Source organism: Agrobacterium sp. 22-223-1 (assembly GCF_053522385.1).
Genome location: NZ_JBNWCN010000002.1, coordinates 327,876 through 351,440, shown reverse-complemented (window position 1 = coordinate 351,440; position 23,565 = coordinate 327,876). Strand labels below are relative to the sequence as shown.

The window sequence follows — 23,565 nt, the reverse complement described above, 5'->3', positions numbered from 1 at the left end:
GTGGTCTTCGCCGCTATATCATGACTGTCACGCCAAGGCGCTTCACGAAATTCAACATCGCGCCCGAACACCATGTGTACCGCGCCCGGCCTACCGCGAAAGCTCTTTCAGCCCGAGCCGGATCAGCTTGGCGCTGTCGCCGCCCTCCCCGCCGTTCTTCAGTGCGGCGGCAACCGCATTGGCGGCCTGGTCACGCGAATAGCCGAGATTGGTGAGCGCGGAAACGGCATCCGCTACCGGCGCGGACGCGACGCCTTCGCCAAGCTCCTGCTTGAGGCCGATTGAGGCGGAAGCCTCTCCCGCAAAGGCCGGAGCCTTGTTGCGAAGCTCGGTCACAAGACGCACCGCCACCTTTGGCCCGACGCCCGGCGCGCGTGAGATCATCGTTTTGTCCTGTAGCGCGATGGCATTGGCCAGTTCGGAGGGCGACAGCGTGGAAAGAACGGCCAAGGCCACTTTCGAGCCCACGCCCTGCACGCTTTGCAAAAGATTGAACCATTCCCGCTCCAGCGCGGAGAGAAAGCCGAAGAGCTTCAGCTGGTCTTCACGCACATAGGTTTCGATGAACAGCACCACCGCCTCCCCGACGGAGCCGATTTTCGACAGCGTGCGCGCCGAACAATAGGCGACGTAACAGACGCCGTGCACATCCACCAGCACATGGTCCGCGCCGATTTCCTCGATGCTGCCCTTCAGTTTTCCGATCATGATGCCGCCCGCTGCAATGAGACTCTAAATATTCAACCGGCCGCCAGCAGTCGCCGCATCCTGTCACCGCCGCGATTGTGGGCGTGGCAGATTGCGATGGCGAGCGCGTCCGCCGCATCGTTACCCTTGAATTCGGCCTTCGGCATCAGGATTTTCAGCATCATGTGAATTTGCTGCTTTTCGCCGTGCCCTACACCGATCACGGCCTTCTTGACCGCGTTCGGCGCATATTCGAAGACCGACAACCCTGCGCGTGCCGGAACCAGCATGGCTATGCCGCGCGCCTGGCCGAGTTTCAGGGTCGCAACCGCATCCTTGTTAACGAAAGTCTGCTCCACCGCCGCTTCATCGGGCTGATGGCTGTGCACGATATCCGCCAGCCCGTCATGCAGCTGGCAGAGCCGCGAGGCCAGATCCATATCGCCGTCCGACGTCACCGTGCCGGAGGCGACAAACCGCAGGCTGTTGCCGAGGGTGTCGATCACCCCCCAGCCGGTGCGCCTTAATCCGGGGTCAATGCCGATGATTCGAATCGTCTTTTGCATGAGGCACCTTATCTTTCCGGCTGCGACCCTGCCAGCGATAAGTGAACAAAACGACAACATTCATCAAATTTGCAGTGCAGCATTTACCTCTGCTTAAACCGCGTACCGCATTGTTCCCCCACAAAACCAAAAAAAGGGGAGCTGCGGACATGATGATCCGCAGCATAATATTTGAGCCATATCAGCCATCCGGTGGCGCCACATGCTTGGCGCGGGAACTGATCCGGCATTGGGGGCTGCATCGGCCATGCTGAACCGTTTTCATTCCATATCCACCAAAGTGCTGGCGATTTTCCTGGCGCTGATGGCGATCTCGACCGGGGCTCTGACACTTCTCGGCTATCAAAGCAGCAGCGGCGTTCTCGAAGAACAGGCGTCGAAATCCATGGAGAGCATTCTCGTCTTTCGCGGCGACATGCTTCAGGAGCGTCTTGAGCAGCTGAAAACGCAGGCGGATTCCATTGCCAAGATCGAATCCCTGCAAATGGCTGTCGTCTCCATGCGCAGCGGCTGGGCGACCGTGCAGAAGAACTCCGGCGACGCGAGGGCGGAACTGCAGCGCGTCTTCGTCAAGGAAAACCCCTTTGGCGAAAAGGAAAAGCTGATCAAGCCGGAAAGCCCGAGCGGCTTTTATTATTCCACCCACGAAAAGACCCAGACGGATATTGGCGGTTATCTGCAGGGAACGCCGTTCAGCGACGTTCTCTTCATCGATCCCGCAGGCACGGTCTATTACTCTTACCTGAAAGGATCGGCTTTCGGGGAAACCGTCACAGGCGGCGCCTGGGCGGAAAGCGGCCTCGGCGCGGCTTTCGCGCGTGGTGCCGCGAATGCCGAAAAGGCCGTAAACGACGTAGCGCAGACCAGCTTCTCCGGCCTGCGCATCGATGCCGCCACGAAAGAAGCCGGCATTTATTTCGGCGTTCCAGTCGTCAAGTTCGGCGCGTTCAAGGGCATCGTCCTCTTCCGGGTCAAGGAAGAGGTCTTCAGCCAGATCCTCACGAAGGGTGTGACGGCCGGCAGTTCCGAACAGTCCGCGATCGTTTCCGCCGATGGCAAGGTTATCGGCGTGGAGGGCAACAGGCTGGTCGGCCTCGATCCGGCAATCTATGGTTTCCATGGACAAGCGCTGAATACGACGGGCATGACGATTGCCAAGATCGACCGTGCGGATGGCGAGGCCAATGCCTATGCCCGCCCCTTCTCCTTTGCCGGGGAAAAATATCTCGCGGTGGAAAGCATGCTGCGCAGCGAATTGAATGCGGGCTCGGTTTCGATTGCCGGCACGCTTGCCGTGATCGGCCTTTGCGTTCTGGCGGCCATGTGCGCGGCCACGGCCTTTTTCGCGCGGCGTCTCTTTGCACCGCTGGAAAAGCTTGCAGGATTGACCGGCGAAGTGGCCGCAGGCCGTCTCGATGCGGAGATCGGCAATCAGGACCGAAAGGACGAGATCGGCCGCATGGCGCAGGCGCTCGGCAGTTTCCGCGAAAAGCTCATCCTGCAGCGGGAGATGGAAGAAACCGCATCACGCACGCGGGAGGAAGCCGAAACGGCCCGCCGCGCGCATCTTGCGGAACGGGAGGCCGAGGCCGGCACCCTGCAGATGGTCGTGCATTCCCTGGATGAAGGTCTGGACCGGCTGGCGAACGGCAACCTCGCCTATCGTATCGAAACCGTCTTCCCCGACGATCTCGAAAGCCTGCGTCATAACTTCAACACGGCGCTTTCCCGGCTCAGCGAAACCATGCAGGCCATCGGCGGCAACTCCGCCGCAGTTCGTGGCGGTTCCGAGGAAATGCGGGTGGGCGCCGACCAGCTCGCCGAACGCACCGAGCGGCAGGCAGCTTCCATCACCGAAACGGCAAGCGCCATCAAGGCGATCACCGAAGCCGTTCGCGACCAGATCGAACGCGCCGAACTGGCAACGCGGATCGCCCGCGACGCCAGCGCGGAGGCCACGGCATCCAGCCGCGTGATGGAGCAGACCATCGCCGCCATGGAAGCGATCCAGACCTCATCACGCCAGATCAACCAGATCATCGGCGTCATCGATGAAATCGCCTTTCAGACCAATCTTCTCGCCCTCAATGCCGGCGTGGAGGCAGCCCGCGCAGGCGAAGCAGGCAAGGGCTTTGCGGTCGTGGCGCAGGAGGTGCGCGAACTGGCGCAGCGTTCGGCAGCGGCCGCAAAGGAGATCACCAGCCTGCTGAAACGCTCCACCGACGAGGTTTCCGCCGGCGTGGCGCTGGTGGAAAAAGCAGGCACGTCGCTTTCCGGCATCGGCAAGCATGTGCAGACCATCAGCGCGCGCATCGAGGAGATCATGGACTCCACCCGCGAGGAAGCGCACACGCTCTCGGAAATCAACAGCACCGTCGCCAGCCTCGACACCATGACCCAGCAGAATGCCGCCATGGTGGAAGAAACGACGGCCGCCATTCACAATCTCGCCTCCGAAGCGGGTGAAATGGACGGCAGGCTTGGACAATTCACGCTGGCTTCCGACCGGGATGCGGCAGGCAATCACAACGCCCGACAAATTCGGCGGGCAGGCTGAAAAAGCAAAGGGGCCTCTCCGGAGGCCCCAATTTTTTTGAACCATCCTTCAATTCTGCGCGACTTCACTGGTAAATCGGGACACGCGCCTTACATCCGCAGCAAAGATTTAAATTTCGCAGGAGCGTCGGATGATCCCCTTTTCCATTCTCGACCTTTCGCCCATCGGCGAAGGCGAGAGCGTCAGCGAGGCGCTTGAAAATTCCCGCCGAATGGCGATCAAGGCCGAAGAACACGGCTATAACCGCATCTGGCTGGCGGAGCACCACGGCATGCCGGGCATTGCCAGTGCGGCGACATCGCTCGTCATCGCCCATGTGGGCGCGGCCACGAAACATATCCGCGTCGGTTCCGGCGGCATCATGCTGCCCAACCACTCCCCGCTCGTCATCGCCGAACAATTCGGCACGCTTGCGGCGCTGCTTCCCGGCCGTGTCGATCTCGGTCTCGGCCGTGCGCCTGGAACCGACATGCGCACGGCACGGGCGCTGCGCCGCAATCTCGATGCCGGCGCGGAAAATTTCCCGCACGATATCGTCGAACTCCAGCGTTACCTCGGCCCGCCGCAGCAGGATCAGGCGATTCTCGCCGTGCCCGGCATGAATTCGAATGTGCCGATCTGGCTGCTCGGCTCCAGCACCTATAGCGCGCATCTCGCCGCAGCCCTCGGCCTGCCCTATTCCTTCGCCTCGCATTTTGCCCCTGACATGCTGATGGAAGCGATCCATATCTATCGCGAGCGCTTCCAGCCCTCCGAAGTGCTGGACAAGCCCTATGTGATGGTGGGTGTGATGGGGGTCGGCGCCGATACGGACGAGGAGGCGCAGCATCTCTTCACCTCGTCGCAGCAGCAATTCGTCAACCTGCGCCGCAACGTGCGCACGCAGTTTCCGAAGCCGGTGCACAGCATGGACGATTACTGGAACGAGATGGAACGTTTCTCTGTCGAACACACGCTGCGTTTCGCAGCCGTGGGCTCGCCTGAGACGATCCAGCGCCATCTCGACGGTTTCCTGGCGGAAACGCAGGCGGATGAGCTGATCGTTTCCATGCCGATCCATGACATCGAAAAGCGGCTGCGATCCGTGGAGATTTTTGCCGCCGTGCGGACCTCCATAAAGAAGGCCGCCTAAACAAAAAGCCCCGGAGCGGATCGCTGCCGGGGCTTTTTTGAAAGACGTCAGGCGGAAAGCTTGGCGAGAATTTCTTCGGACACTTCGAAGTTGGAATAGACGTTCTGTACGTCGTCATCGTCTTCGAGATTGTCGATGAGCTTCATCAGCGACTGCGCCTTTTCTTCATCCACCGGCACCGTGTTCTGCGGCTTCCAGATGGCCTTGACGCTTTCGGCTTCGCCCAGCACGCCTTCCAGCGCCTTGGAAACCTCGTTCATCGCTTCGAAACCGCAGATGATGGTGTGGCCGTCTTCGCTGGATTCGACGTCGTCGGCACCGGCCTCGATGGCGGCTTCCATGACCTTGTCGGCATCGCCGACTTCAGCCTTGTAGGAGATTTCGCCAACCCGGTCGAAGGAGAAGGAGACCGAACCGGTTTCGCCAAGCGCACCACCGGCCTTGGTGAAGATGGAGCGAACGTTGGAGGCGGTGCGGTTGCGGTTGTCCGTCAGGGCCTCGACGATGACGGCAACGCCGCCCGGGCCGTAACCCTCGTAGCGGACTTCGTCATAGTTTTCGCCATCGGCGCCGGAGGCCTTCTTGATCGCGCGCTCGATATTGTCCTTCGGCATGGACTGGGCCTTGGCGTTCTGGATTGCCAGACGCAGGCGCGGGTTCATGTTCGGGTCGGGCATGCCCGTCTTTGCCGCAACGGTGATTTCGCGCGCAAGCTTGGAAAACATTTTGGACCGCACGGAGTCCTGCTTGCCCTTGCGGTGCATGATGTTCTTGAACTGTGAATGACCAGCCATGGAAAACCTGATTGTCGTAATTTGGAGATTGCGGGCCTTATAAGTGCGATAGCCGCGCCATTCAACCCCGCAAGCGCTTTCTCTTGCCGCAACAACAGAAGGAACTGATTTATCCGCTCTTCGTTCTGATCATGAACGCGGCGGAACAGGGCATTTTTCCTCCGTCGCAGCATGAGACCCAAAGGAGAAAACATATGGTCAGCCTGACTGAAGCACGAGAAGCACCGGCCCGCCAGCTATGGGACGAGATCAATTCCGTCCATGCCGGCATGCTCGGTCTCGAAGGACTGCACAACCACATGCAGCCCATGGCGCCTCATGCTGACCCCAAGACCAACACCATCTGGTTTTTCTCCAAAAAAGACACCGATCTGGTAAAATCGCTGAAATCCGGCTCCCGGGCGCATTTCTGCGTGGTGGGCAAGGATCATGACTACCACGCCTGCCTTTCAGGCATCCTCGAAGCGCGCGACGACAAAACCAAGATCGACGAATATTGGAACTCCGTCACGGCGGCCTGGTACGAACATGGCAAAAGCGACCCGCAACTGACCATGCTGGCGTTGCATGTCGACGATGCCGATATCTGGGCTTCGACGGACAGCACGCTGAAATTCGGCTGGGAAATCGCCAAGGCGAACATGTCGGATGACAAGACGCCTGACGTCGGCGTCCGCCAGCACCTCACCTTTGCCTGAGAAACGGCTCTCCCCGGCCCTCCTCGCCTGTCGCCATGCTACATGCCCTTCGGCACCAGTATCTGCGGCTGGCGGGGAAGGTTCCTCATCGAAACCCGGATCACCGGATCGGTCGCATAGGCAATGCGGAAACTTTCGCCGAACATCGTCAGAAACTGCTCCAGCGGCGGGCCGGTGCGGTGCATCGGCAGGATAAGCGCGGAGCGCAGACGCTTGACCACCCGGCTCATGCTGTCGGCACCCATGGTCAGCCCGCCATCCACCGGCACCATCAGCACATCCAGACGGCCGATCTCGGCATAATGCGTATCCGTCAACTCATGATGCAGATGCCCGAGATGGCCGATGCAAAGCCCGGCAACCTCGAAGATGAAGATGGAATTGCCGTTCTCCTGAAAGGACTCGTAATCGCCCCAGCGGTTGCGGATATCGGTTGCGACATTGCGGATATAGACATCGCCCACCAGAACCTTGTGCTCGGCCTTTTCTCCCGGCGTATCGCTCCAGCCATGCAGCACATATTGAATGGCCGGGTCCGGACTGAGGGTAAAATGCGTCGAATGCGCCCGGTTCATCGTCACCACCGTCGGCGTGACGGGCGGACGATAGACGCCGTTATAATCGGTGGCGATGGTCACACCGCCGGGGCTTTCGATCAGATAGGTGGAATGGCCGATGAAGCTGATCTTCACCTCTTCCTTCGCCGTCGCCTGCGCCAGCTGAACACCCGACGGATTGAAGCTCGCGAACATGACGCCCGGAATGTTGCTGGCGATCGCCTGGCACTGGCTGACGGGAGGACGGCTCGCCGTCTGGGAGAAGGCCGCTCCCGAACAGGCGATCAGCCCCGCTATTGCAAGCATTAGCACGCGCAGCATCATGCCACTCCCCTGAACTTGCGAAGCTGAGAGGATGGGACAGGTTTTGGCGAGCGTCCAGTTACAAGAGCAACGGAAGGCTTACACTCTCGTCATTGTGAACGCTTCGGGGAAGATTAAACCCAGAAGGATGGCAGGGTTTCCGAAAGTCGCGGTCCGATGCGCAGCGGCGCAATCTTTTCCGCAAGTCCGGTTCGGTCGGAAATCTCAACGCCGACACCGCAGATCGTTGCAGGTCCGCTCGCAGCCTCGAAACGGCCCTTCGGCATTTTGGAAATGAAGCGGTTGATCGGCTCTTCCTTCTCCATGCCAAGCGAACTGTCATAATCGCCGCACATGCCGGCATCCGACATATAGGCGGTTCCGCCGTTCAATATCTGGGCATCGGCGGTCGGAACATGGGTGTGGGTGCCGACAACGAAACTAGCGCGCCCATCAACGAAATGGCCGAAACACTGTTTTTCGCTGGTCGCTTCCGCGTGGAAATCGAAAATGATGGCGTCGGCCTGCTCCTTCAGCGGGCAGGCGGCAAGAATGTTTTCCGCCGACTTGAAGGGGTCGTCCAGTTCCGGATGCATGAAGACCCGGCCCATGATGTTGGCGACGAGCACACGCGCGCCGTTGCGGGCATAAAAAATTCCCGAGCCCTTGCCCGGCGTACCGTCAGGATAATTGGCGGGCCGCAGGAACTGGTCGTGGCGCTCGCAGAAGGAAACCGCTTCCTTCTGATCCCAGACATGGTTGCCGGTGGTCACCACATCGGCGCCAGCATTGATGGTCTCGAGATAGATATCCTCGGTGATGCCGAAACCGCCGGCAGCGTTTTCACCGTTGACGATGACGAAATCCAGCTTCAGGTCGGAAATCAGCCCCGGCAACCGCTCCCAGACAGCCGTGCGTCCGGTCTTGCCAACCATATCTCCGAGAAAAAGAAGTCTCATTCACCGCCCCGTTTTGCGTATGTTCTTTGGATTTCGTCCCTCTAGCGGGTAATCCGTCTTTTAAAAAGTGCTAAAGCGCCGTTTGCCCATTATCAGACATCAACGGCTGGCCGGAAAACCAGCGCAGGCCGCTCTCCGTCAAAATGGCATGAAGCGGCACATCGTGGGGTTCTGCCGGTACCGACGGCACTTCCTGACAGTCAAAGGCGACGCCGATGAGAATGGGAAACCGACCTTTGCCATGCAATCGCGCAATGGCGCGGTCATAATGGCCCGCGCCATAACCGACCCGCTGACCTTTGCCATCGAAGACGGAAAGAGGCACGAGCAGAATATCCGGATCGAGAACCTCCGCATCCTCGCCCGGCCCGGTCGTGCCGAAGCCGGTCTTCACCAGCGGCGTATCCGTTTCAAAGGCGCGGAAGACAATGGTTTCACGATCCAGCACAACGGGCAGGACGAGACGCCCGCCCCTTGTCCGCAACGCTTCCATCAGCGGCCGGGTATCGGCCTCGGAGCGGATCGGCATAAAGCCGGAAATTACGGTGCCCGGTGCAAAGGGGATGCCGGAGGCGCCATGGGCCGTTATGGACTGGCTCTTCTGCTGGCGCTCCGCCAGCGTCAGCGCATCGCGCGCGGCGAGCCTTTCGCCGCGCAGCCTTGCTTTTTCGGCAACGTCACCGGGCATCAGGCGGCCCGGCTCACGAGAACCTTGTCGATACGATGGCCATCGAGATCGATAACCTCGAAACGCCAACCATTGCGGGTGACATGTTCGCCCAGTTCCGGCAAGCGGCGGAACTCGTCAAGAACCAGACCGGCAACGGTTTCGAACTCGGCATCCTCGTCGATCTGGAAACCCATGCGATAGGCGAACTCATCGGCGGGCATCCAGCCGGCGACGAGGAACGAACCGTCCTCGCGCTCGACCATGGCCGGCTCCTCGTCATCATCTTCCTGGAAAGCGCCGGTGATGGCCTCCAGAACGTCGCCGGAGCTGACGATACCTTCGAAATGGCCGTATTCGTCGTAGACCAGCACCATATGTACGGTGGAGCGACGCAGCGACTGGATGACATCCACCGCGCTCGTCAGATCCGATACGACCGGAACTTCCCGCAGAAGCTCGCGAATGTTGAGTTCCTTGCCGGAAGCCAGCGCATCGAAAGCGTCCTTGGCGAAAAGCACGCCGAGAATTTCATCCGAGGCGCCGTTGCGCACCGGCAGGCGCGAACGCTGCGTCTGGCGAAGCTGCTCGCGGATTTCTTCGGCGCTGTCTTCGATATCGACCACTTCCACATCGCGACGCGGCGTCATCAGGCCGCGCGCATTGCGGTCGGCAAGGCGCATGACGCTGGTGATCATCGCCGATTCCTCGGTCTCGATCACACCGGCACTGTGGGCTTCGGCCAGAACCGTGCGGATTTCATCGTCGGTGACCGAAGCGTTGGATTCACCGCTATGGCCGAGAAGCGCCAGAACGGCCTTGCCCGACCGGTCGAGCAGCCACACCAGCGGCGCGCCGACCTTGGACAGCAGCATCATGGTGGGGGCGACGCGGGCGGCGACCTTTTCGGGATCGCGCAGCGCAATCTGCTTGGGCACCAGTTCGCCGACGATCAGCGACAGATAGGTGATGGCGACGACCACCGAGCCGACGCCGAGCGCATCGGCGGCACGGTCGGGAACGCCTTGCTCCAGAAGCCACGCCGTGAAGCGCGCACCGAGCGTGGCGCCGGAAAAAGCGCCGGAAAGGACGCCGACCAGCGTGATGCCGATCTGCACCGTGGAAAGAAAGCGTCCGGGATTTTCAGAAAGGCTGAGCGCCAGTGTGGCGCCCTTGCTGCCTTGTGTGGCAAGCACTTTGAGCCTCGCCGGTCTGGAGGAGACAACGGCAAGCTCGGACATGGCAAGCACACCGTTCAATACGGTGAGCAGGACCACGATCATAATTTCAGTAAACAAGTTTAGCTCTTTGGGCTGTTGAACGGCACGTCGCGGTTTTGACCGCAGCGCCCTTTTTAAAGGGCATGACAGACATACCAATCCGGATAATAGGGAATTGTTCCGCCATTGCAATGACGGCAATATAAAAAAGCCGCGTCCGGCAGTTATGAAAAATGACTGTCGAATATATCAAGGATACAGGGAAGCACCGGGGTTGATCCGAAACTTCAAGCGCGATCCACGGCGACCGATGGAGATTTACGATCCTGGGCGCCTACAAAAGTAGGTGGGCACCGTGTGTCCAGCCCCACGGGACTGGCCAGGGACAGCTCCCTTTGGATCGAGTATGGCCCCAGGGATTGTGGTTCCTGTCGGGAAGCGCAGAACGCATCCAAGATATAGGACGGATCGGAGAAAACCGCCAGAGGGCAGCGCGCGAAATTTTGCCGCCTCAGAACTCTTCAGGCCATCAATGCGCGGCGGGCTTCGGCCGCGCCAGCAGTTTTTCGGTAATCCCGTTCAGGCGGTCGGCCAGATCGCCGATGGCGAGCGCCACCATCTCGTCCGATTTCGCCCGGTGCTCGGCCATGCCGTCGCGGGTGCGGGAAAGGGATGCGACCTCACCTTCCAGCTTCTCGATCTTGCGATTGAGTTCGGAAAGCTCGTCCATCACCATGATGCCCGCCATGACGGTCAGGCGAAGATCGCCGATTTCACCAAACTGGCTCTTGAGGTGCCCGACATACCGGTCGAACCTCGTTGCGAGATCGGTCAGATGGTCTTCCTGCCCCGCCTCGCACGCCATGCGATAGGCCTTGCCGTCGATCATAACTGTGACTTGCGCCATGAGCCCGCTCCTATCGATCCAGCACCGCGCGGATCGTCTCCATCGCCGTTACCAGCCGGCGGGAAACCTCGCGGTTGACTTCTTCAAGACGATTGGCGCGAAACTCGGCCTGATCCAGCTCATGCGCGAGCCTTGCGCGGTCGACATGGACCCGCTTGACCTCATTATCGATCTCGCCCGTCTCCCTTTGCCGCTCGATACGCATATCGATGGCATTTTCGAGATTTGTGATGGCAGCATTCAGCTCCGTCAGCGCAGATTGTACGGTCTTGTCAGCCGACATCGTTTTTTCCAACTCGCACGCCACCGGCCGAATCGTCCGGTTTCAGGCCTTTTCAACAATCACGAGGTTATTACCCGATTTACCATCCCGTCAATCAAACCAGTGCATTGAGACGTTTTGCTCTGTGGATGAACGAAGAGGCGGCAGCGCCTATCGCACGGATTTTGTCAGGATGCCCGATTTTCTAAACGATTTTTTCTCCCTCAGCGAACCGCAAACGCCCGTGGATTTATTGACTTGCCGGCCTCACCTGCTATGGATCAACCCGCTTTTTGGATAGTTGCGTAAAACTATCTCCTTTCACCCGGAAACAGACGGAAAAGCCATGATTTCTCGCGACAAACACAACCGGATGGCAAATGCGATCCGATTTCTTGCCATGGATGCAGTGGAGAAGGCCAATTCCGGCCATCCCGGTCTGCCGATGGGCGCCGCTGATGTCGCCACCGTTCTCTTCACCCGTTACCTGAAATTCGATCCCAAGGCGCCGCTCTGGGCGGATCGCGACCGCTTCGTGCTGTCGGCAGGTCATGGCTCGATGCTTCTTTACTCGCTGCTCTATCTGACGGGCTACGAGGACATGACGATCGACGAGATCAAGCGTTTCCGTCAGTTCGGTTCCAAGACCGCCGGCCACCCTGAATACGGCCACGCGACCGGCATCGAAACGACGACAGGCCCGCTCGGCCAGGGCATCGCGAACGCCGTCGGCATGGCAATCGCTGAGCGCAAGCTGGAAGAGGAGTTCGGTTCCGACCTGCAGAGCCACTTCACCTATGTGCTTTGCGGCGACGGCTGCCTCATGGAAGGCATCAGCCACGAAGCCATCGCGCTTGCCGGCCACCTGAAGCTCAACAAGCTCGTTCTGTTCTGGGATGACAACAACATCACCATCGACGGCGAAGTCGGCCTCTCCGACAGCACCGACCAGATCGCCCGCTTCCAGGCCGTTCACTGGAACACCATCCGCGTCGATGGCCACGATCCGGACGCGATTGCCGCCGCCATCGAAGCCGCGCAGAAATCCGACCGCCCGACCTTCATCGCCTGCAAGACCGTTATCGGCTTCGGCGCGCCCAACAAGCAGGGCACCCACAAGGTTCACGGCAACCCGCTCGGCGCCGAAGAAATCGCCGCCACCCGCAAGCACCTGAACTGGGAAGCCGAAGCCTTCGTCGTTCCGGAAGACGTGCTCGATGCATGGCGTCTCGCCGGCCTGCGCTCCACCAAGACCCGCCAGGACTGGGAAGCCCGCCTTGAAGCCGCTGAAGCCGGCAAGAAGGCCGAATTCAAGCGCCGCTTCGCCGGCGACCTGCCCGGCAATTTCGACAGCTCCATCGACGCCTTCAAGAAGAAGATCATCGAGAACAACCCAACGGTCGCCACCCGCAAAGCTTCGGAAGATTCGCTCGAAGTCATCAACGGCGTCCTGCCGGAAATGATCGGCGGTTCGGCTGACCTGACGCCGTCCAACAACACCAAGACCAGCCAGATGAAGTCCATCACGCCGACGGACTTCTCCGGCCGTTACCTGCATTACGGCATCCGCGAGCACGGTATGGCGGCGGCGATGAACGGCATCGCGCTCCATGGCGGTCTCATTCCCTATGCCGGCGGCTTCCTGATCTTCTCGGATTACTGCCGTCCCTCGATCCGCCTTGCAGCGCTCATGGGCATCCGTGTCGTCCACGTTCTGACGCATGATTCCATCGGCGTCGGCGAAGACGGCCCGACCCACCAGCCGGTCGAGCAGATCGCCGCCCTTCGCGCCATTCCGAACCTTCTCGTCTTCCGCCCGGCGGATGAAACCGAAACGGCGGAATGCTGGCAGCTGGCTCTCGAGCAGAAGCATCGTCCTTCCGCGCTGGCCCTTACCCGCCAGAACCTTGCGCCCTCACGCAAGGAATATGAAGAGAAGAACCTCTCCGCTTACGGCGCTTACGAACTCGTTTCCGCCAGCGACGCCAAGGTTTCGATCTTCGCCTCCGGTTCGGAAGTCGAAGTGGCGCTGAAGGCCGCCGCAACGTTGAAGGACAACGGCGTTTCCGTCCGTGTCGTTTCCGTTCCCTGCTTCGAGCTTTTCAAGGAACAGCCGGAGACCTATCGCAACGCCATTATCGGCAAGGCTCCGGTCAGAATAGCGGTCGAAGCCGCCATCCGCCAGGGCTGGGATTATTTCATCGGCTCCGACGGCGCATTCGTCGGCATGCACTCCTTTGGAGCGTCCGCGCCGGCGAAGGATCTCTTCAAGCACTTCGGCATCACGGCGGAAGCCGTCGTCGCCGCAGTCGAGGCAAAACTTGCGTGAGGGCTTCCCAGGCCCTCACCATTCAGCAAAGACCACGCCCATTCTTGTTCGGGAGACTGTAAATGACTGTAAAAGTTGCCATTAACGGCTTCGGCCGCATCGGCCGCAACGTCCTGCGTGCCATCGTCGAATCCGGCCGCACCGATATCGAAGTCGTTGCCATCAACGACCTCGGCCCGGTTGAGACCAACGCACACCTGCTGCGCTACGATTCGATCCACGGCAAGTTCCCGGCCGATGTGAAGGTCGAAGGCGACACGATCATCGTTGGCGGCGGCAAGCCGATCAAGGTGACAGCCGTTCGCGATCCGGCAACGCTGCCGCACAAGGAACTCGGCGTCGACATCGCGCTGGAATGCACGGGTATCTTCACCGCCCGCGACAAGGCTGCCGCTCACCTGACGGCCGGCGCAAAGCGCGTCATCGTGTCTGCTCCGGCTGACGGCGCAGACCTCACGGTCGTCTTCGGCGTCAATGACGACCAGCTGACGAAGGACCATCTGGTCATTTCCAACGCGTCCTGCACCACCAACTGCCTCGTGCCAGTCGTGAAGGTTCTCGATGACGTCGTTGGCATCGACCATGGCTTCATGACCACGATCCACTCCTACACGGGCGACCAGCCGACGCTCGACACCATGCACAAGGATCTGTACCGCGCCCGCGCCGCAGCCCTTTCCATGATCCCGACCTCGACGGGCGCCGCCAAGGCCGTTGGCCTCGTTCTGCCGCACCTCAAGGGCAAGCTGGACGGCACCTCGATCCGCGTTCCGACCCCGAACGTTTCGGTCGTCGACTTCAAGTTCATCGCCAAGCGCGACACGACGGTCGAGGAAATCAACGAGGCGATCAAGTCTGCCGCCAATGGCAAGCTGAAGGGCATTCTCGGCTATACCGAGGAGCCGCTGGTTTCCCGCGACTTCAACCACGACAGCCATTCCTCGATCTTCGCTATCGACCAGACCAAGGTCATGGAAGGCAAGTTCGTGCGCGTTCTGTCCTGGTACGACAACGAGTGGGGCTTCTCCAACCGCATGTCGGACACGGCCGTCGCCTTCGCGAAGACCATCTAAGCAAATATCACTTTCGTAAAAACCGGCAGGAGCGATCCTGCCGGTTTTTGTTTGCCTAAAAATGCCGGCGGGAATGAGGGATCCCGCCGGCATTGATCCAGAAGCAAGGCGGGGCGCTTCGGATCGAAAACCGTCACTGGCCAAGCGACGATGCAAGCCGTCCCTCAACCAGCCGGAAGAGGTGCGCGCATTCGTCATTTTCTATTGTTGATAATGACCGGACCGGAATTCCCGGCACTGCTCCAGATCGTATCGAAAGTCTGTTGCCTCAATTCGCTTTGCTGCATGGAAAGTTTCATCATGCAGTCGGCGAAATCCCGCGAGCCTTCGTAATAGCCGAAGACGCGACAGCGCTCCCGTTGCGCGGCCATGTTTTCTGCCGTCTGCTCCGTACTCGAGCAACCCGAAACTATCGGGCCGGCCGCCAGCAGCATCATAAAGGTAGATATCCGTTTCATCCGATCGCTCCGATCATGGGGAAAAGCAATTCGGAGGCGAGAACTAACGCAGCTGCATTGTCTCTATGTTACGTTGAAACACCGGCGGCTGAATTGTTTGTGCAGGCTATGCGCCGCTTCTCCAGGCCTTGCATGTTTTCCCTGCACGCCGAAAAAATTCCCATTTCCTGCCTTTGTCTGGTCCACTTTGGGACGGACAAGAAACACAGGGTTAACGGTCGTGCGCAATGCACTTCGGCCCTGCCGTATCATTCGATACACCCCGCCTTGCGTCGCCTTTCAACGCCACCCGAAACAGCGCTGACAGACCGCAACCCGTGGCGCATTGACTGCAGACGCGCAGAGCATTCATTGCAGCGGTCAACGCGGTTTGAATGAGGCGGTGGACGTGGAATCATTTTATCTTCTGTTGCTGGTCGCAACTGTTCTCGTTCTCGTCGCCGCCTTTTCCAGCCTCATCGCCTTCCGCTTCGGCGCGCCGCTCCTCCTGCTTTTCCTGATGATCGGCCTTGTGGCTGGTGTGGATGGCCTCGGTATCGAATTCACCAACAATCCGCTGGCCTATATGCTCGGCTCGCTGGTGCTTGCCGTCATCCTCTTCGATTCCGGGTTCGGCACGTCCATCCAGTCCTTCCGGCTTTCGGCGGCACCCGCCGTCGCTCTCGCTACAGTCGGCGTCATCCTCACATCCGTCTTTTTTGCGGGCGCGGCGGCCCTGCTGCTCGGGCTTTCGTGGCTTGAGGGCCTGCTGCTTGGCGCCATCGTCGCTTCCACGGATGCGGCGGCCGTGTTCTTCCTGCTGCGCATCGGCGGCATCCATATCCGCGATCAGGTGCGTTCGACGCTGGAAGTCGAATCCGGTACCAACGATCCGATGGCGATCTTCCTCACCATCGCCCTGGTCGAAATCATCGCCAAGGGCCAGGGGCTGGCCGGCATCGATAGCGGCTTTCTGCTGCTTTTCATCGAGCAGATGGGCCTTGGCGTGATTTTCGGCCTGCTCGGCGGCGTCATGATCGCCACCGTCGTCAATCGGTTCGCCGCCGACCGCGGGCTTGCGCCAATCTTCGTGCTGGCGCTGGCGCTGCTGGTCTTTTCCTTCACCGGCACAATTGGCGGCAGCGGTTTTCTGGCGGTCTATGTGGCTGGCATCGTTGCCGGCAACCGGCGGATTTTCGCCAAGGAAACCATCCGCCGTTTCCATGAGGGGCTGACCTGGCTTGCCCAGATCATCATGTTCCTGATGCTCGGCCTTCTGGCCACCCCGTCGCAATTTCCGGCAATCGCCATTCCGGCCGTGCTGCTCGCGCTTTTCCTGATCTTCGTCGCCCGCCCGCTTGCGGTCTGGCTGAGCCTGATGCCCTTCAACTATACCCAGCAGGAAACCTCCTTCGTCGCCTGGGTGGGCCTGCGCGGCGCGGTTTCCATCCTGCTCGCCATCATGCCCATTCTCGGCGGACTTGACGATGCGCAGATCTATTTCAACGCCGCCTTCATCATCGTGCTGGTGTCGCTCCTCGTGCAGGGCTGGACCATCAAGCCGGTGGCAACAAGGCTCGGGCTGATCGTGCCGCCGCGCATGGGCGAAGTGGACAAGCTGGAGGTGGACCTTCCCGGCACCGCCAATCACGAACTGATCTCCTACCGGGTCGCCAAGGGTAGCGCCATCATGCAGGGCGAGCGCATTCCGCGCTGGGCCATGCCCTCGCTGGTGGTGCGCGACGGCAAATCGATCCGCTATCAATATGCCGGGCGGCTGCGGGAGAACGATCTCGTCTATCTCTTCATCGCGCCCGGCTATTCCCGCCTTATCGACCGGCTGTTTGCGAGCGCCCTGCCGGTTGCCGATGACGACGCCGATTTCTTCGGCACCTTCGCGATCTCGCCCACCCGTCCGGCAAAGGAGCTGGACGCAGCCTATGGCCCCGGCCTGCTTTCGCCCGCCGAACAGGCGATGAGCGTCGCAGAACTCATCGAGGCCCGTCTTGCCGGAAAGGCCGATTATGCCGACCGCGTGCGCCTCGGCTCCATCGTGCTGATCGTCCGCACATTGGACGAACACGAGGCGATAACCGGTGTGGGCATCTCCCTCGAACCGGTGGAACCGGCCACCAGCCTGCCGATCTTCATCAGCTTTTCGGAAATCCTCAATCGTGTGCGCAACCATCTGGCAGAGAAGCGCCAGCCGCGCGCCGCCAGCGTTGAAGAAGGCGCCCCCCGCCGCTGCGAATACAGTAAGAGAAAATGAGGCCTGACCGGCTTGCGTCGTCAATCAGGCATAGTATGGTCCGTGCCGAACTCGCAACAAATCAGGATCGACCTATGCCCGCTTTCAAGACCCTCGACGACCTCAACGACATTGCCGGAAAGCGCGTTCTCGTCCGCGTTGATCTCAACGTGCCGGTCGCAGATGGCAAGGTGACGGACGCAACCCGTATCGAACGCGTTGCGCCGACCATTCTGGAACTGTCCTCCAAGGGCGCGAAAGTCATTCTGCTTGCCCATTTCGGCCGTCCGAAGGGTGAACCGGTGGCCGACATGTCGCTTTCCCAGATCGTGCCTGCCGTCGAGGAAGTGCTCGATCACGCCGTTTCCTTCGCAGCCGACTGCATCGGCGCACCGGCGGCGGATGCCGTCGCGAACCTGAACGATGGCGATATCCTGCTTCTGGAAAACACCCGTTTCCACAAGGGCGAAGAAAAGAACGATCCGGCCTTCGTCGAAGCTCTGGCTGCCAATGGCGATATCTATGTGAACGACGCCTTCTCCGCCGCCCACCGCGCCCACGCTTCCACCGAAGGCCTTGCACGCCACCTGCCCGCCTATGCCGGCCGCACCATGCAGGCCGAGCTTGAGGCCCTGGAAAAGGGCCTCGGCCAGCCAGTTCGTCCGGTCGTCGCCATCGTTGGCGGCGCCAAGGTTTCGAGCAAGATCGATCTGCTGATGAACCTCGTCAAGAAGGTCGACGCCCTCGTCATCGGCGGCGGCATGGCCAACACCTTCCTCGCCGCCCGCGGCGCGCAGGTCGGCAAATCGCTGTGCGAGCATGATCTCGCCGAGACCGCAAAGCAGATCATGATCGAGGCTGCGACATCCGGCTGCGCCATCGTGCTGCCGGAGGACGGCGTTGTCGCTCGCGAATTCAAGGCCGGTGCCGCCAATGAAATCGTCGACATCAACGCCATTCCCACTGATGCCATGGTTCTCGATGTCGGCCCAAAATCGGTTGAAAGCATCAAGGCCTGGATTTCCCGCGCCGAAACGCTGGTCTGGAACGGCCCGCTCGGCGCCTTCGAAATCGAGCCCTTCGACGCGGCGACCGTTGCCGCTGCAAAACACGCGGCGGAATGCACCAAGGCCGGCAAGCTCGTCTCCGTCGCTGGCGGCGGCGATACCGTTGCCGCGCTCAACCACGCCGGCGTTTCCGAGGATTTCTCCTATGTTTCGACGGCCGGCGGCGCCTTCCTCGAATGGATGGAAGGCAAGGAATTGCCGGGCGTTGCCATCCTGACCGCCGCCAAGTAAACTCACCCTACTTGCCTGACACGAGGCCGGACAAGCCATGCTTGTCCGGCCTTGCTTTTTGGTAAGCGGCACCGGGAGGAAAACTTTCAAACGATTGAAATCATTTCAATCGTTTCAATGAGTTAGCGTGCCATTTCCCTGCCCTGGAACTTCTGTTATCGGAAATTTATTGTGCCTTGGGAGAATAGCAAATGACCGAACGTCTCGAAGACATCGCAATCAAAATGGTCGCCGACGGCAAGGGCCTGCTCGCCGCCGACGAATCCACAGGAACGATCAAAAAGCGTTTCGACAGCATCAATCTGGAGTCCACCGAGACCGCCCGCCGCGATTATCGCGAGATGCTGTTCCGTTCCGACGACGCCATGAAGAAATACATCTCCGGCGTCATCCTTTATGAAGAGACCCTTTTCCAGAAGGCCGCCGACGGCACGCCTTTCGTTGATATCATCAAGGCCGCTGGCAGCCTGCCGGGTATCAAGGTGGATATCGGCGCCAAGCCGATGGCTTTCCATCCGCATGAATTCATCACCGAAGGCCTCGACGGTCTTTACGAGCGCCTGCGCAAGTATCATGAGGCCGGTGCCCGTTTCGCCAAATGGCGCGGCGTCATCACCATTGGTGAACAGCGTCCGAGCTGGGGTTCGATCAAGGCAAACTCCCAGTCGCTCGCCCGTTACGCCGCCCTCTGCCAGCAGGCGGATATCGTGCCGATCGTGGAGCCGGAAGTGCTGATGGACGGCGAGCCGGGCACGCATGACATCGACCGCTGTGCGGAAGTCACGCAGTGGGTTCTCCAGACCGTCTTTGCGGACCTGTTCGACGCCCGCGTGAACCTTGAAGGCATGATCCTCAAGCCGAACATGATCATCGACGGCAAGAAGGCCCGCAAGGCTTCCGTCGAGGAAGTGGCCGAAAAGACCGTGAAGGTTCTGAAGGCGACCGTGCCTTCCGCCGTTCCGGGCATCGCCTTCCTTTCCGGCGGCCAGTCCTCCGAAGAGGCGACCGCCCATCTCTCCGCCATGAATGCCGGCTACGACCTGCCCTGGTCGCTGACCTATTCCTACGGCCGCGCGCTTCAGGATACGGCCCTCAAGACATGGGGCGGCAAGCAGGAAAACGTCGCCGCCGGCCAGCGCGCCTTCACGCACCGCGCCGCGATGAACAGCCTCGCCGCCAAGGGCAACTGGAAACAGGAACTCGAAAAGGCAGCCTGAGCCTCACAGAGAACATCAGATAAACAGCAGCCGCCCCAACGGGCGGCTGCTTCGTTTGATAAAGCAAGATCATCATCCGTATTCCGTCACCCGGACCAATCGTCTTTCATTTTACCTGACTGATAATTCTCAACCGTTTTGATTGTGCATCGCTACCTGCGTGGAAGCATGTCCACCATGGGCAGCCTTATCCGCTCAAGTCGTGCGACCTGACGACTTTATGACCGTCATTGCCGCAATAGACTGTGGATGCCCTCCCCGACTTCTCCAGCGCATAGCGCCAGACCATCCGGATCGCCCGGCATCATAAGCGCTTTCGTCTCGACGGGCTTCCGAAAAGCCCCGGAAATTGCTGCGCGCTCGTTACATCACAGATAAATTTCAATCAATTACAGTAGATCCACTATGTGGACCTATAAACATGCGATGAAAACCGCGCAATACTGCATTTATACAGTTGATTTTGGCACTTTTCCTGTGTATCCCGAATGCATAGTTTTTTAACGGTCCATATTGTGGAGGCAATATACCGCTAGTTTCAGGCTTTTGGAGGGGTCTGGCCGGTCTGGCAATGACAGATATATCCTGATGCGTCGGTCATGATATTGGCCTCGGCGCGGATAATTCTCTTTGTCTGCCGCAGTCCGTTGCGAAGGTTGTTCTGTGGGAGAGGAGGCCCCGATGACCATGACCGCAAACGCGAATGACGACGTATTTGTACTCGATGGAGAGCTTTTGCATACCGGGCCGGTAACAGGCTCGTGGTTCATGCGACCCATCGAGGCCGTGGCGGCGGTGCTGCTGGCGGTGATGATCGGCCTGCTTCTGCTGGGCGTGACATCGCGCTATGCCCTGCATTTGCCAATCGTCTGGATCGATGAAACGGCGTCGTTGAGCTTCCTTTGGTTTGCCATGCTGGGTGCGGCAATTGCCATCGATCGCAGCGAACACCTGCGCCTGACGCTGTTTCTCAACATGTTTCCGCAGCGTATTCTGGGCTATGTCAATTCGCTCGCTTTGGTGCTGGTGGCGACATTTCTTGCGGCGATTATCAAGCCGGCGATAGAATATGCCATCGAGGAATGGGTCGTCACCTCGGCGGCGCTGAATATTCCGATGTCCTTCCGCGCCGCGGCGCTGCCGGTTGGCGCCTGTCTAATGCTGCTGCTGGTCCTCAACAACCTCTTCCGCAGGGAAAATCTGCGGGACATCATCGCAGCCGTTGTCACCGTCGCGGTCGCCTCCGGCCTGCTCTATCTGGCATCGCCGACGCTCGAAACTTTCGGTAATTTCAATCTGGCGATCTTCCTCGGCCTGTTCGTGGCGGTGTTTCTGGTGCTGGGCGTACCGATCGCCTTCTGTTTCGGCCTTGGAACCCTCGCCTACCTGACCTTCACCACCTGGGTTCCGACCATCGTGATGATCGGCCGCATTGACGAGGGCATGTCGGGCATCATTCTGCTCTCGGTTCCGGTTTTCGTGCTGCTGGGCTGTGTGCTCGATGCCACCGGCATGGGCAAGGCGATTGTCGAGCTGCTATCCTCGATGTTCGGCCATATTCGCGCCGGCATGTCCTATGTGCTGCTCGGCTCGCTGTTTCTGGTCTCGGGCATTTCCGGCTCCAAGGTTTCGGATATGGCGACGGTTGCACCGGCGTTGTTTCCGGAAATGAAGCGCCGTGGCCACAAGCCCAAGGAAATGATTGCGCTGCTCGCCACCGGCGCCGCCATGGCCGATACGGTTCCGCCCTCCATCGTGCTGATCGTTCTCGGTTCGGCGGCGGGCGTGTCGATTGCCGGCCTGTTCACTTCCGGCTTCATGATCGCCATGGTGCTGCTTCTGGTACTGGCCGTTCTGGCCCGCTGGAAGGCGCGGCATGAAAACATGGAAGGCGCAAAACGCACCCCATGGCCTCTGGTCGGCAAGGCGGCCTTGGTTGCCGCACCGGCGCTGGTTCTGCCCTTCCTCATCCGCAGCCTCGTCGGCGGCGGCGTGGCGACGGCAACCGAGGTTTCCACCATTGCCGTGCTCTATGCGATGATTATCGGTGCGGTGCTTTATGGCGGCATCAGCCTCAAAAAGCTTTATTCCATGCTGGTGGAGACGGCCGCCCTTTCCGGGGCGATCCTGCTGATCCTCGGCTGCGCCTCGGCCATGGCCTGGGGGTTGACGCAGAGCGGCTTTGCCTTCCAGTTGACCGCGATGATCACCGATCTGCCGGGCGGCTGGATGACCTATATGATCGTGTCGATCCTGATTTTCATGATCCTCGGCTGCGTGCTGGAAGGCCTGCCGGCAATCGTATTGCTCGCACCGATCATGTTCCCCATTGCCCGCACGCTTGGCATCAACGACATCCATTATTCGATGGTGGTGGTGGTCGCCATGAATATCGGCCTGATGGCGCCGCCCATCGGCATCGGTTTCTATATCGCCTGCAAGATAGGCAATGTTTCGCCTGATGAGGCCATGGGCGCCATCTGGCCCTATCTTGCAGCCATGGTCATCGGTCTGCTGCTGATTGCGGCAATTCCGGGCTTCTCGACAATTCTGCTCTGAGACCGTGGCGGGTCCATCCGCCACGCCGATGAATGACACATGCTTTTATTTTGGGAGGAGAAAGCAATGAATATCAATAGACGTACCGTGTTGGCCGGCGCCGGCTCTGCCGTTCTTGCCACCGCTTTTGTGTCGCGCGCCCGCGCTGCGCAATTCAATTATAAATACGCCAACAACCTGCCTGCCGCACACCCCATGAACATCCGCGCCAAGGAAGCGGCTGACCGTATCGCCAAGGAAACCGACGGCCAGGTGAATATCAACATCTTCCCCAGCAGCCAGCTGGGTGCCGATACTGATGTGTTGAGCCAGGTACGCTCGGGCGGCGTTGAATTCTTTACGCTTTCGCCACTGATCCTGTCGACGCTGGTGCCGAATGCATCCATCAGCGGCATCGGCTTCGCCTTCCCGAACTACGATTCGGTTTGGGCGGCCATGGATGGCGATCTCGGCAAATATGTGCGCGGCGAAATCGCCAAGCAGAACCTCGTTGCCATGGACACCATCTGGGATAACGGTTTCCGCCAGATCACCAGCGCGTCCAAGCCAATCGCCACGCCGGCCGATCTCGAAAGCTTCAAGATCCGCGTGCCGGTAAGCCCGCTCTGGACTTCGATGTTCAAGGCCTTCAAGTCGGCCCCAGCCTCGATCAATTTCGCTGAAGTTTACACCGCCTTGCAGACCGGCGTTGTCGATGGCCAGGAAAACCCGCTGGCGATCATTTCCACCGCCAAGCTGTTCGAAGTGCAGAAATTCTGCTCGGTCACCAACCATATGTGGGACGGCTTCTGGTTCCTGGCGAACAAGCGCGCCTGGGAGCGCCTTCCGGATGACCTGCGCGTCATCGTTGCCAAAAACCTCAATCAGGCCGGCAAGGACGAGCGGGCCGATGTGGCGAAACTCAATGCCTCGGTGAAGGAAGACCTGATTGCCAAGGGCATGACCTTCAACGACACCGACGCCTCACTCTTCCGTGCAACCCTCAAGGAAGCCGGTTTCTATTCCGAATGGAAGGGCAAATATGGCGATGAAGCCTGGGCCATTCTCGAAAAGGCCGTTGGCGCCAGCCTGACCTGATCGGTCCGCTGAATAACT

At 59.8% G+C, this 23,565-nt stretch carries 20 protein-coding genes and 1 other RNA gene; 10 read left to right on the top strand and 11 right to left on the bottom strand.

The window, feature by feature from the left end; genetic code table 11:
• Positions 1-90 precede the first annotated feature (90 nt).
• Together ruvA and ruvC are read right to left on the bottom strand one after the other, a co-directional pair.
• The gene (gene ruvA, locus ACQZ60_RS13720) at positions 91-708 is read right to left on the bottom strand and encodes a Holliday junction branch migration protein RuvA (RefSeq protein WP_035263130.1); all 618 of its coding nucleotides are present in this window, start codon (positions 706-708) and stop codon (positions 91-93) included.
• A 32-nt stretch (positions 709-740) separates the two neighbouring features.
• A complete protein-coding gene (gene ruvC / locus ACQZ60_RS13715; protein WP_020812218.1) occupies positions 741-1,253 on the bottom strand; it encodes a crossover junction endodeoxyribonuclease RuvC in 513 nt (170 codons plus the stop codon).
• Positions 1,254-1,500: 247 nt separating this feature from the next.
• Here ruvC and ACQZ60_RS13710 point away from each other — a divergent pair, with 247 nt between their 5' ends.
• Positions 1,501-3,810, top strand: a complete 2,310-nt coding sequence (locus ACQZ60_RS13710; RefSeq protein ID WP_020812219.1) for a methyl-accepting chemotaxis protein — start codon at positions 1,501-1,503, stop codon at positions 3,808-3,810.
• A gap of 130 nt (positions 3,811-3,940) precedes the next feature.
• A complete protein-coding gene (locus tag ACQZ60_RS13705) occupies positions 3,941-4,942 on the top strand; it encodes an LLM class flavin-dependent oxidoreductase (protein WP_031234298.1) in 1,002 nt (333 codons plus the stop codon).
• A 47-nt stretch (positions 4,943-4,989) separates the two neighbouring features.
• Here the strand turns inward: ACQZ60_RS13705 and ACQZ60_RS13700 are convergent, their stop codons facing one another.
• Complete coding sequence (locus tag ACQZ60_RS13700) at positions 4,990-5,736, bottom strand: YebC/PmpR family DNA-binding transcriptional regulator (protein WP_003523214.1); 747 nt, start codon at positions 5,734-5,736, stop codon at positions 4,990-4,992.
• A 194-nt stretch (positions 5,737-5,930) separates the two neighbouring features.
• On the opposite strand from ACQZ60_RS13700, the gene ACQZ60_RS13695 reads away from it, so the two are divergent.
• Positions 5,931-6,434, top strand: a complete 504-nt coding sequence (locus ACQZ60_RS13695) for a pyridoxamine 5'-phosphate oxidase family protein (RefSeq protein WP_031234299.1) — start codon at positions 5,931-5,933, stop codon at positions 6,432-6,434.
• Between the two features lie 38 nt (positions 6,435-6,472).
• Here ACQZ60_RS13695 and ACQZ60_RS13690 read toward each other — a convergent pair whose 3' ends face one another.
• The 7 genes from ACQZ60_RS13690 to ACQZ60_RS13660 all read right to left on the bottom strand — a co-directional run bounded on the left by ACQZ60_RS13690 (position 6,473) and on the right by ACQZ60_RS13660 (position 11,330).
• The gene (locus ACQZ60_RS13690; RefSeq protein ID WP_020812221.1) at positions 6,473-7,315 is read right to left on the bottom strand and encodes an MBL fold metallo-hydrolase; all 843 of its coding nucleotides are present in this window, start codon (positions 7,313-7,315) and stop codon (positions 6,473-6,475) included.
• Positions 7,316-7,428: 113 nt separating this feature from the next.
• Positions 7,429-8,253, bottom strand: coding sequence for a TIGR00282 family metallophosphoesterase (locus tag ACQZ60_RS13685; RefSeq protein ID WP_020812222.1), 825 nt, complete (start codon positions 8,251-8,253; stop codon positions 7,429-7,431).
• A 70-nt stretch (positions 8,254-8,323) separates the two neighbouring features.
• The gene (locus tag ACQZ60_RS13680) at positions 8,324-8,941 is read right to left on the bottom strand and encodes a 5-formyltetrahydrofolate cyclo-ligase (RefSeq protein WP_020812223.1); all 618 of its coding nucleotides are present in this window, start codon (positions 8,939-8,941) and stop codon (positions 8,324-8,326) included.
• A complete protein-coding gene (locus ACQZ60_RS13675; RefSeq protein ID WP_448735552.1) occupies positions 8,941-10,203 on the bottom strand; it encodes a hemolysin family protein in 1,263 nt (420 codons plus the stop codon). The genes ACQZ60_RS13680 and ACQZ60_RS13675 overlap by 1 nt, the downstream gene beginning before the upstream one ends.
• A 228-nt stretch (positions 10,204-10,431) precedes the next feature.
• A non-coding RNA gene (ssrS, locus tag ACQZ60_RS13670) (6S RNA) lies at positions 10,432-10,590 on the bottom strand.
• Positions 10,591-10,669: 79 nt separating this feature from the next.
• Positions 10,670-11,047, bottom strand: a complete 378-nt coding sequence (locus ACQZ60_RS13665) for a cell division protein ZapA (protein ID WP_448735440.1) — start codon at positions 11,045-11,047, stop codon at positions 10,670-10,672.
• Between the two features lie 10 nt (positions 11,048-11,057).
• On the bottom strand, positions 11,058-11,330 hold the full coding sequence (locus ACQZ60_RS13660) for a DUF4164 domain-containing protein (protein WP_035263131.1): 273 nt from the start codon (positions 11,328-11,330) through the stop codon (positions 11,058-11,060).
• Positions 11,331-11,655: 325 nt separating this feature from the next.
• Here ACQZ60_RS13660 and tkt point away from each other — a divergent pair, with 325 nt between their 5' ends.
• Complete coding sequence (gene tkt, locus ACQZ60_RS13655) at positions 11,656-13,638, top strand: transketolase (protein ID WP_448735439.1); 1,983 nt, start codon at positions 11,656-11,658, stop codon at positions 13,636-13,638.
• Between the two features lie 62 nt (positions 13,639-13,700).
• Positions 13,701-14,711 carry a type I glyceraldehyde-3-phosphate dehydrogenase gene (gap, locus tag ACQZ60_RS13650; RefSeq protein ID WP_003506200.1) on the top strand — a complete coding sequence of 337 codons (1,011 nt, stop codon included), beginning with the start codon at positions 13,701-13,703 and terminating at the stop codon, positions 14,709-14,711.
• Between the two features lie 194 nt (positions 14,712-14,905).
• Here the strand turns inward: gap and ACQZ60_RS13645 are convergent, their stop codons facing one another.
• Positions 14,906-15,148, bottom strand: coding sequence for a hypothetical protein (locus tag ACQZ60_RS13645; protein WP_020812226.1), 243 nt, complete (start codon positions 15,146-15,148; stop codon positions 14,906-14,908).
• A gap of 409 nt (positions 15,149-15,557) precedes the next feature.
• Between ACQZ60_RS13645 and ACQZ60_RS13640 the strand changes: the two genes are divergently transcribed.
• From ACQZ60_RS13640 to ACQZ60_RS13620, 5 genes are all read left to right on the top strand, one after another.
• Complete coding sequence (locus ACQZ60_RS13640) at positions 15,558-17,417, top strand: potassium/proton antiporter (RefSeq protein ID WP_448735438.1); 1,860 nt, start codon at positions 15,558-15,560, stop codon at positions 17,415-17,417.
• A 74-nt stretch (positions 17,418-17,491) separates the two neighbouring features.
• The gene (locus ACQZ60_RS13635) at positions 17,492-18,694 is read left to right on the top strand and encodes a phosphoglycerate kinase (RefSeq protein ID WP_020812228.1); all 1,203 of its coding nucleotides are present in this window, start codon (positions 17,492-17,494) and stop codon (positions 18,692-18,694) included.
• A 191-nt stretch (positions 18,695-18,885) separates the two neighbouring features.
• A complete protein-coding gene (locus ACQZ60_RS13630) occupies positions 18,886-19,911 on the top strand; it encodes a class I fructose-bisphosphate aldolase (RefSeq protein ID WP_003523197.1) in 1,026 nt (341 codons plus the stop codon).
• Positions 19,912-20,592: 681 nt separating this feature from the next.
• On the top strand, positions 20,593-22,470 hold the full coding sequence (locus ACQZ60_RS13625) for a TRAP transporter large permease (RefSeq protein WP_269828951.1): 1,878 nt from the start codon (positions 20,593-20,595) through the stop codon (positions 22,468-22,470).
• A gap of 66 nt (positions 22,471-22,536) precedes the next feature.
• The gene (locus tag ACQZ60_RS13620; protein WP_448735437.1) at positions 22,537-23,547 is read left to right on the top strand and encodes a TRAP transporter substrate-binding protein; all 1,011 of its coding nucleotides are present in this window, start codon (positions 22,537-22,539) and stop codon (positions 23,545-23,547) included.
• Positions 23,548-23,565: the final 18 nt, after the last annotated feature.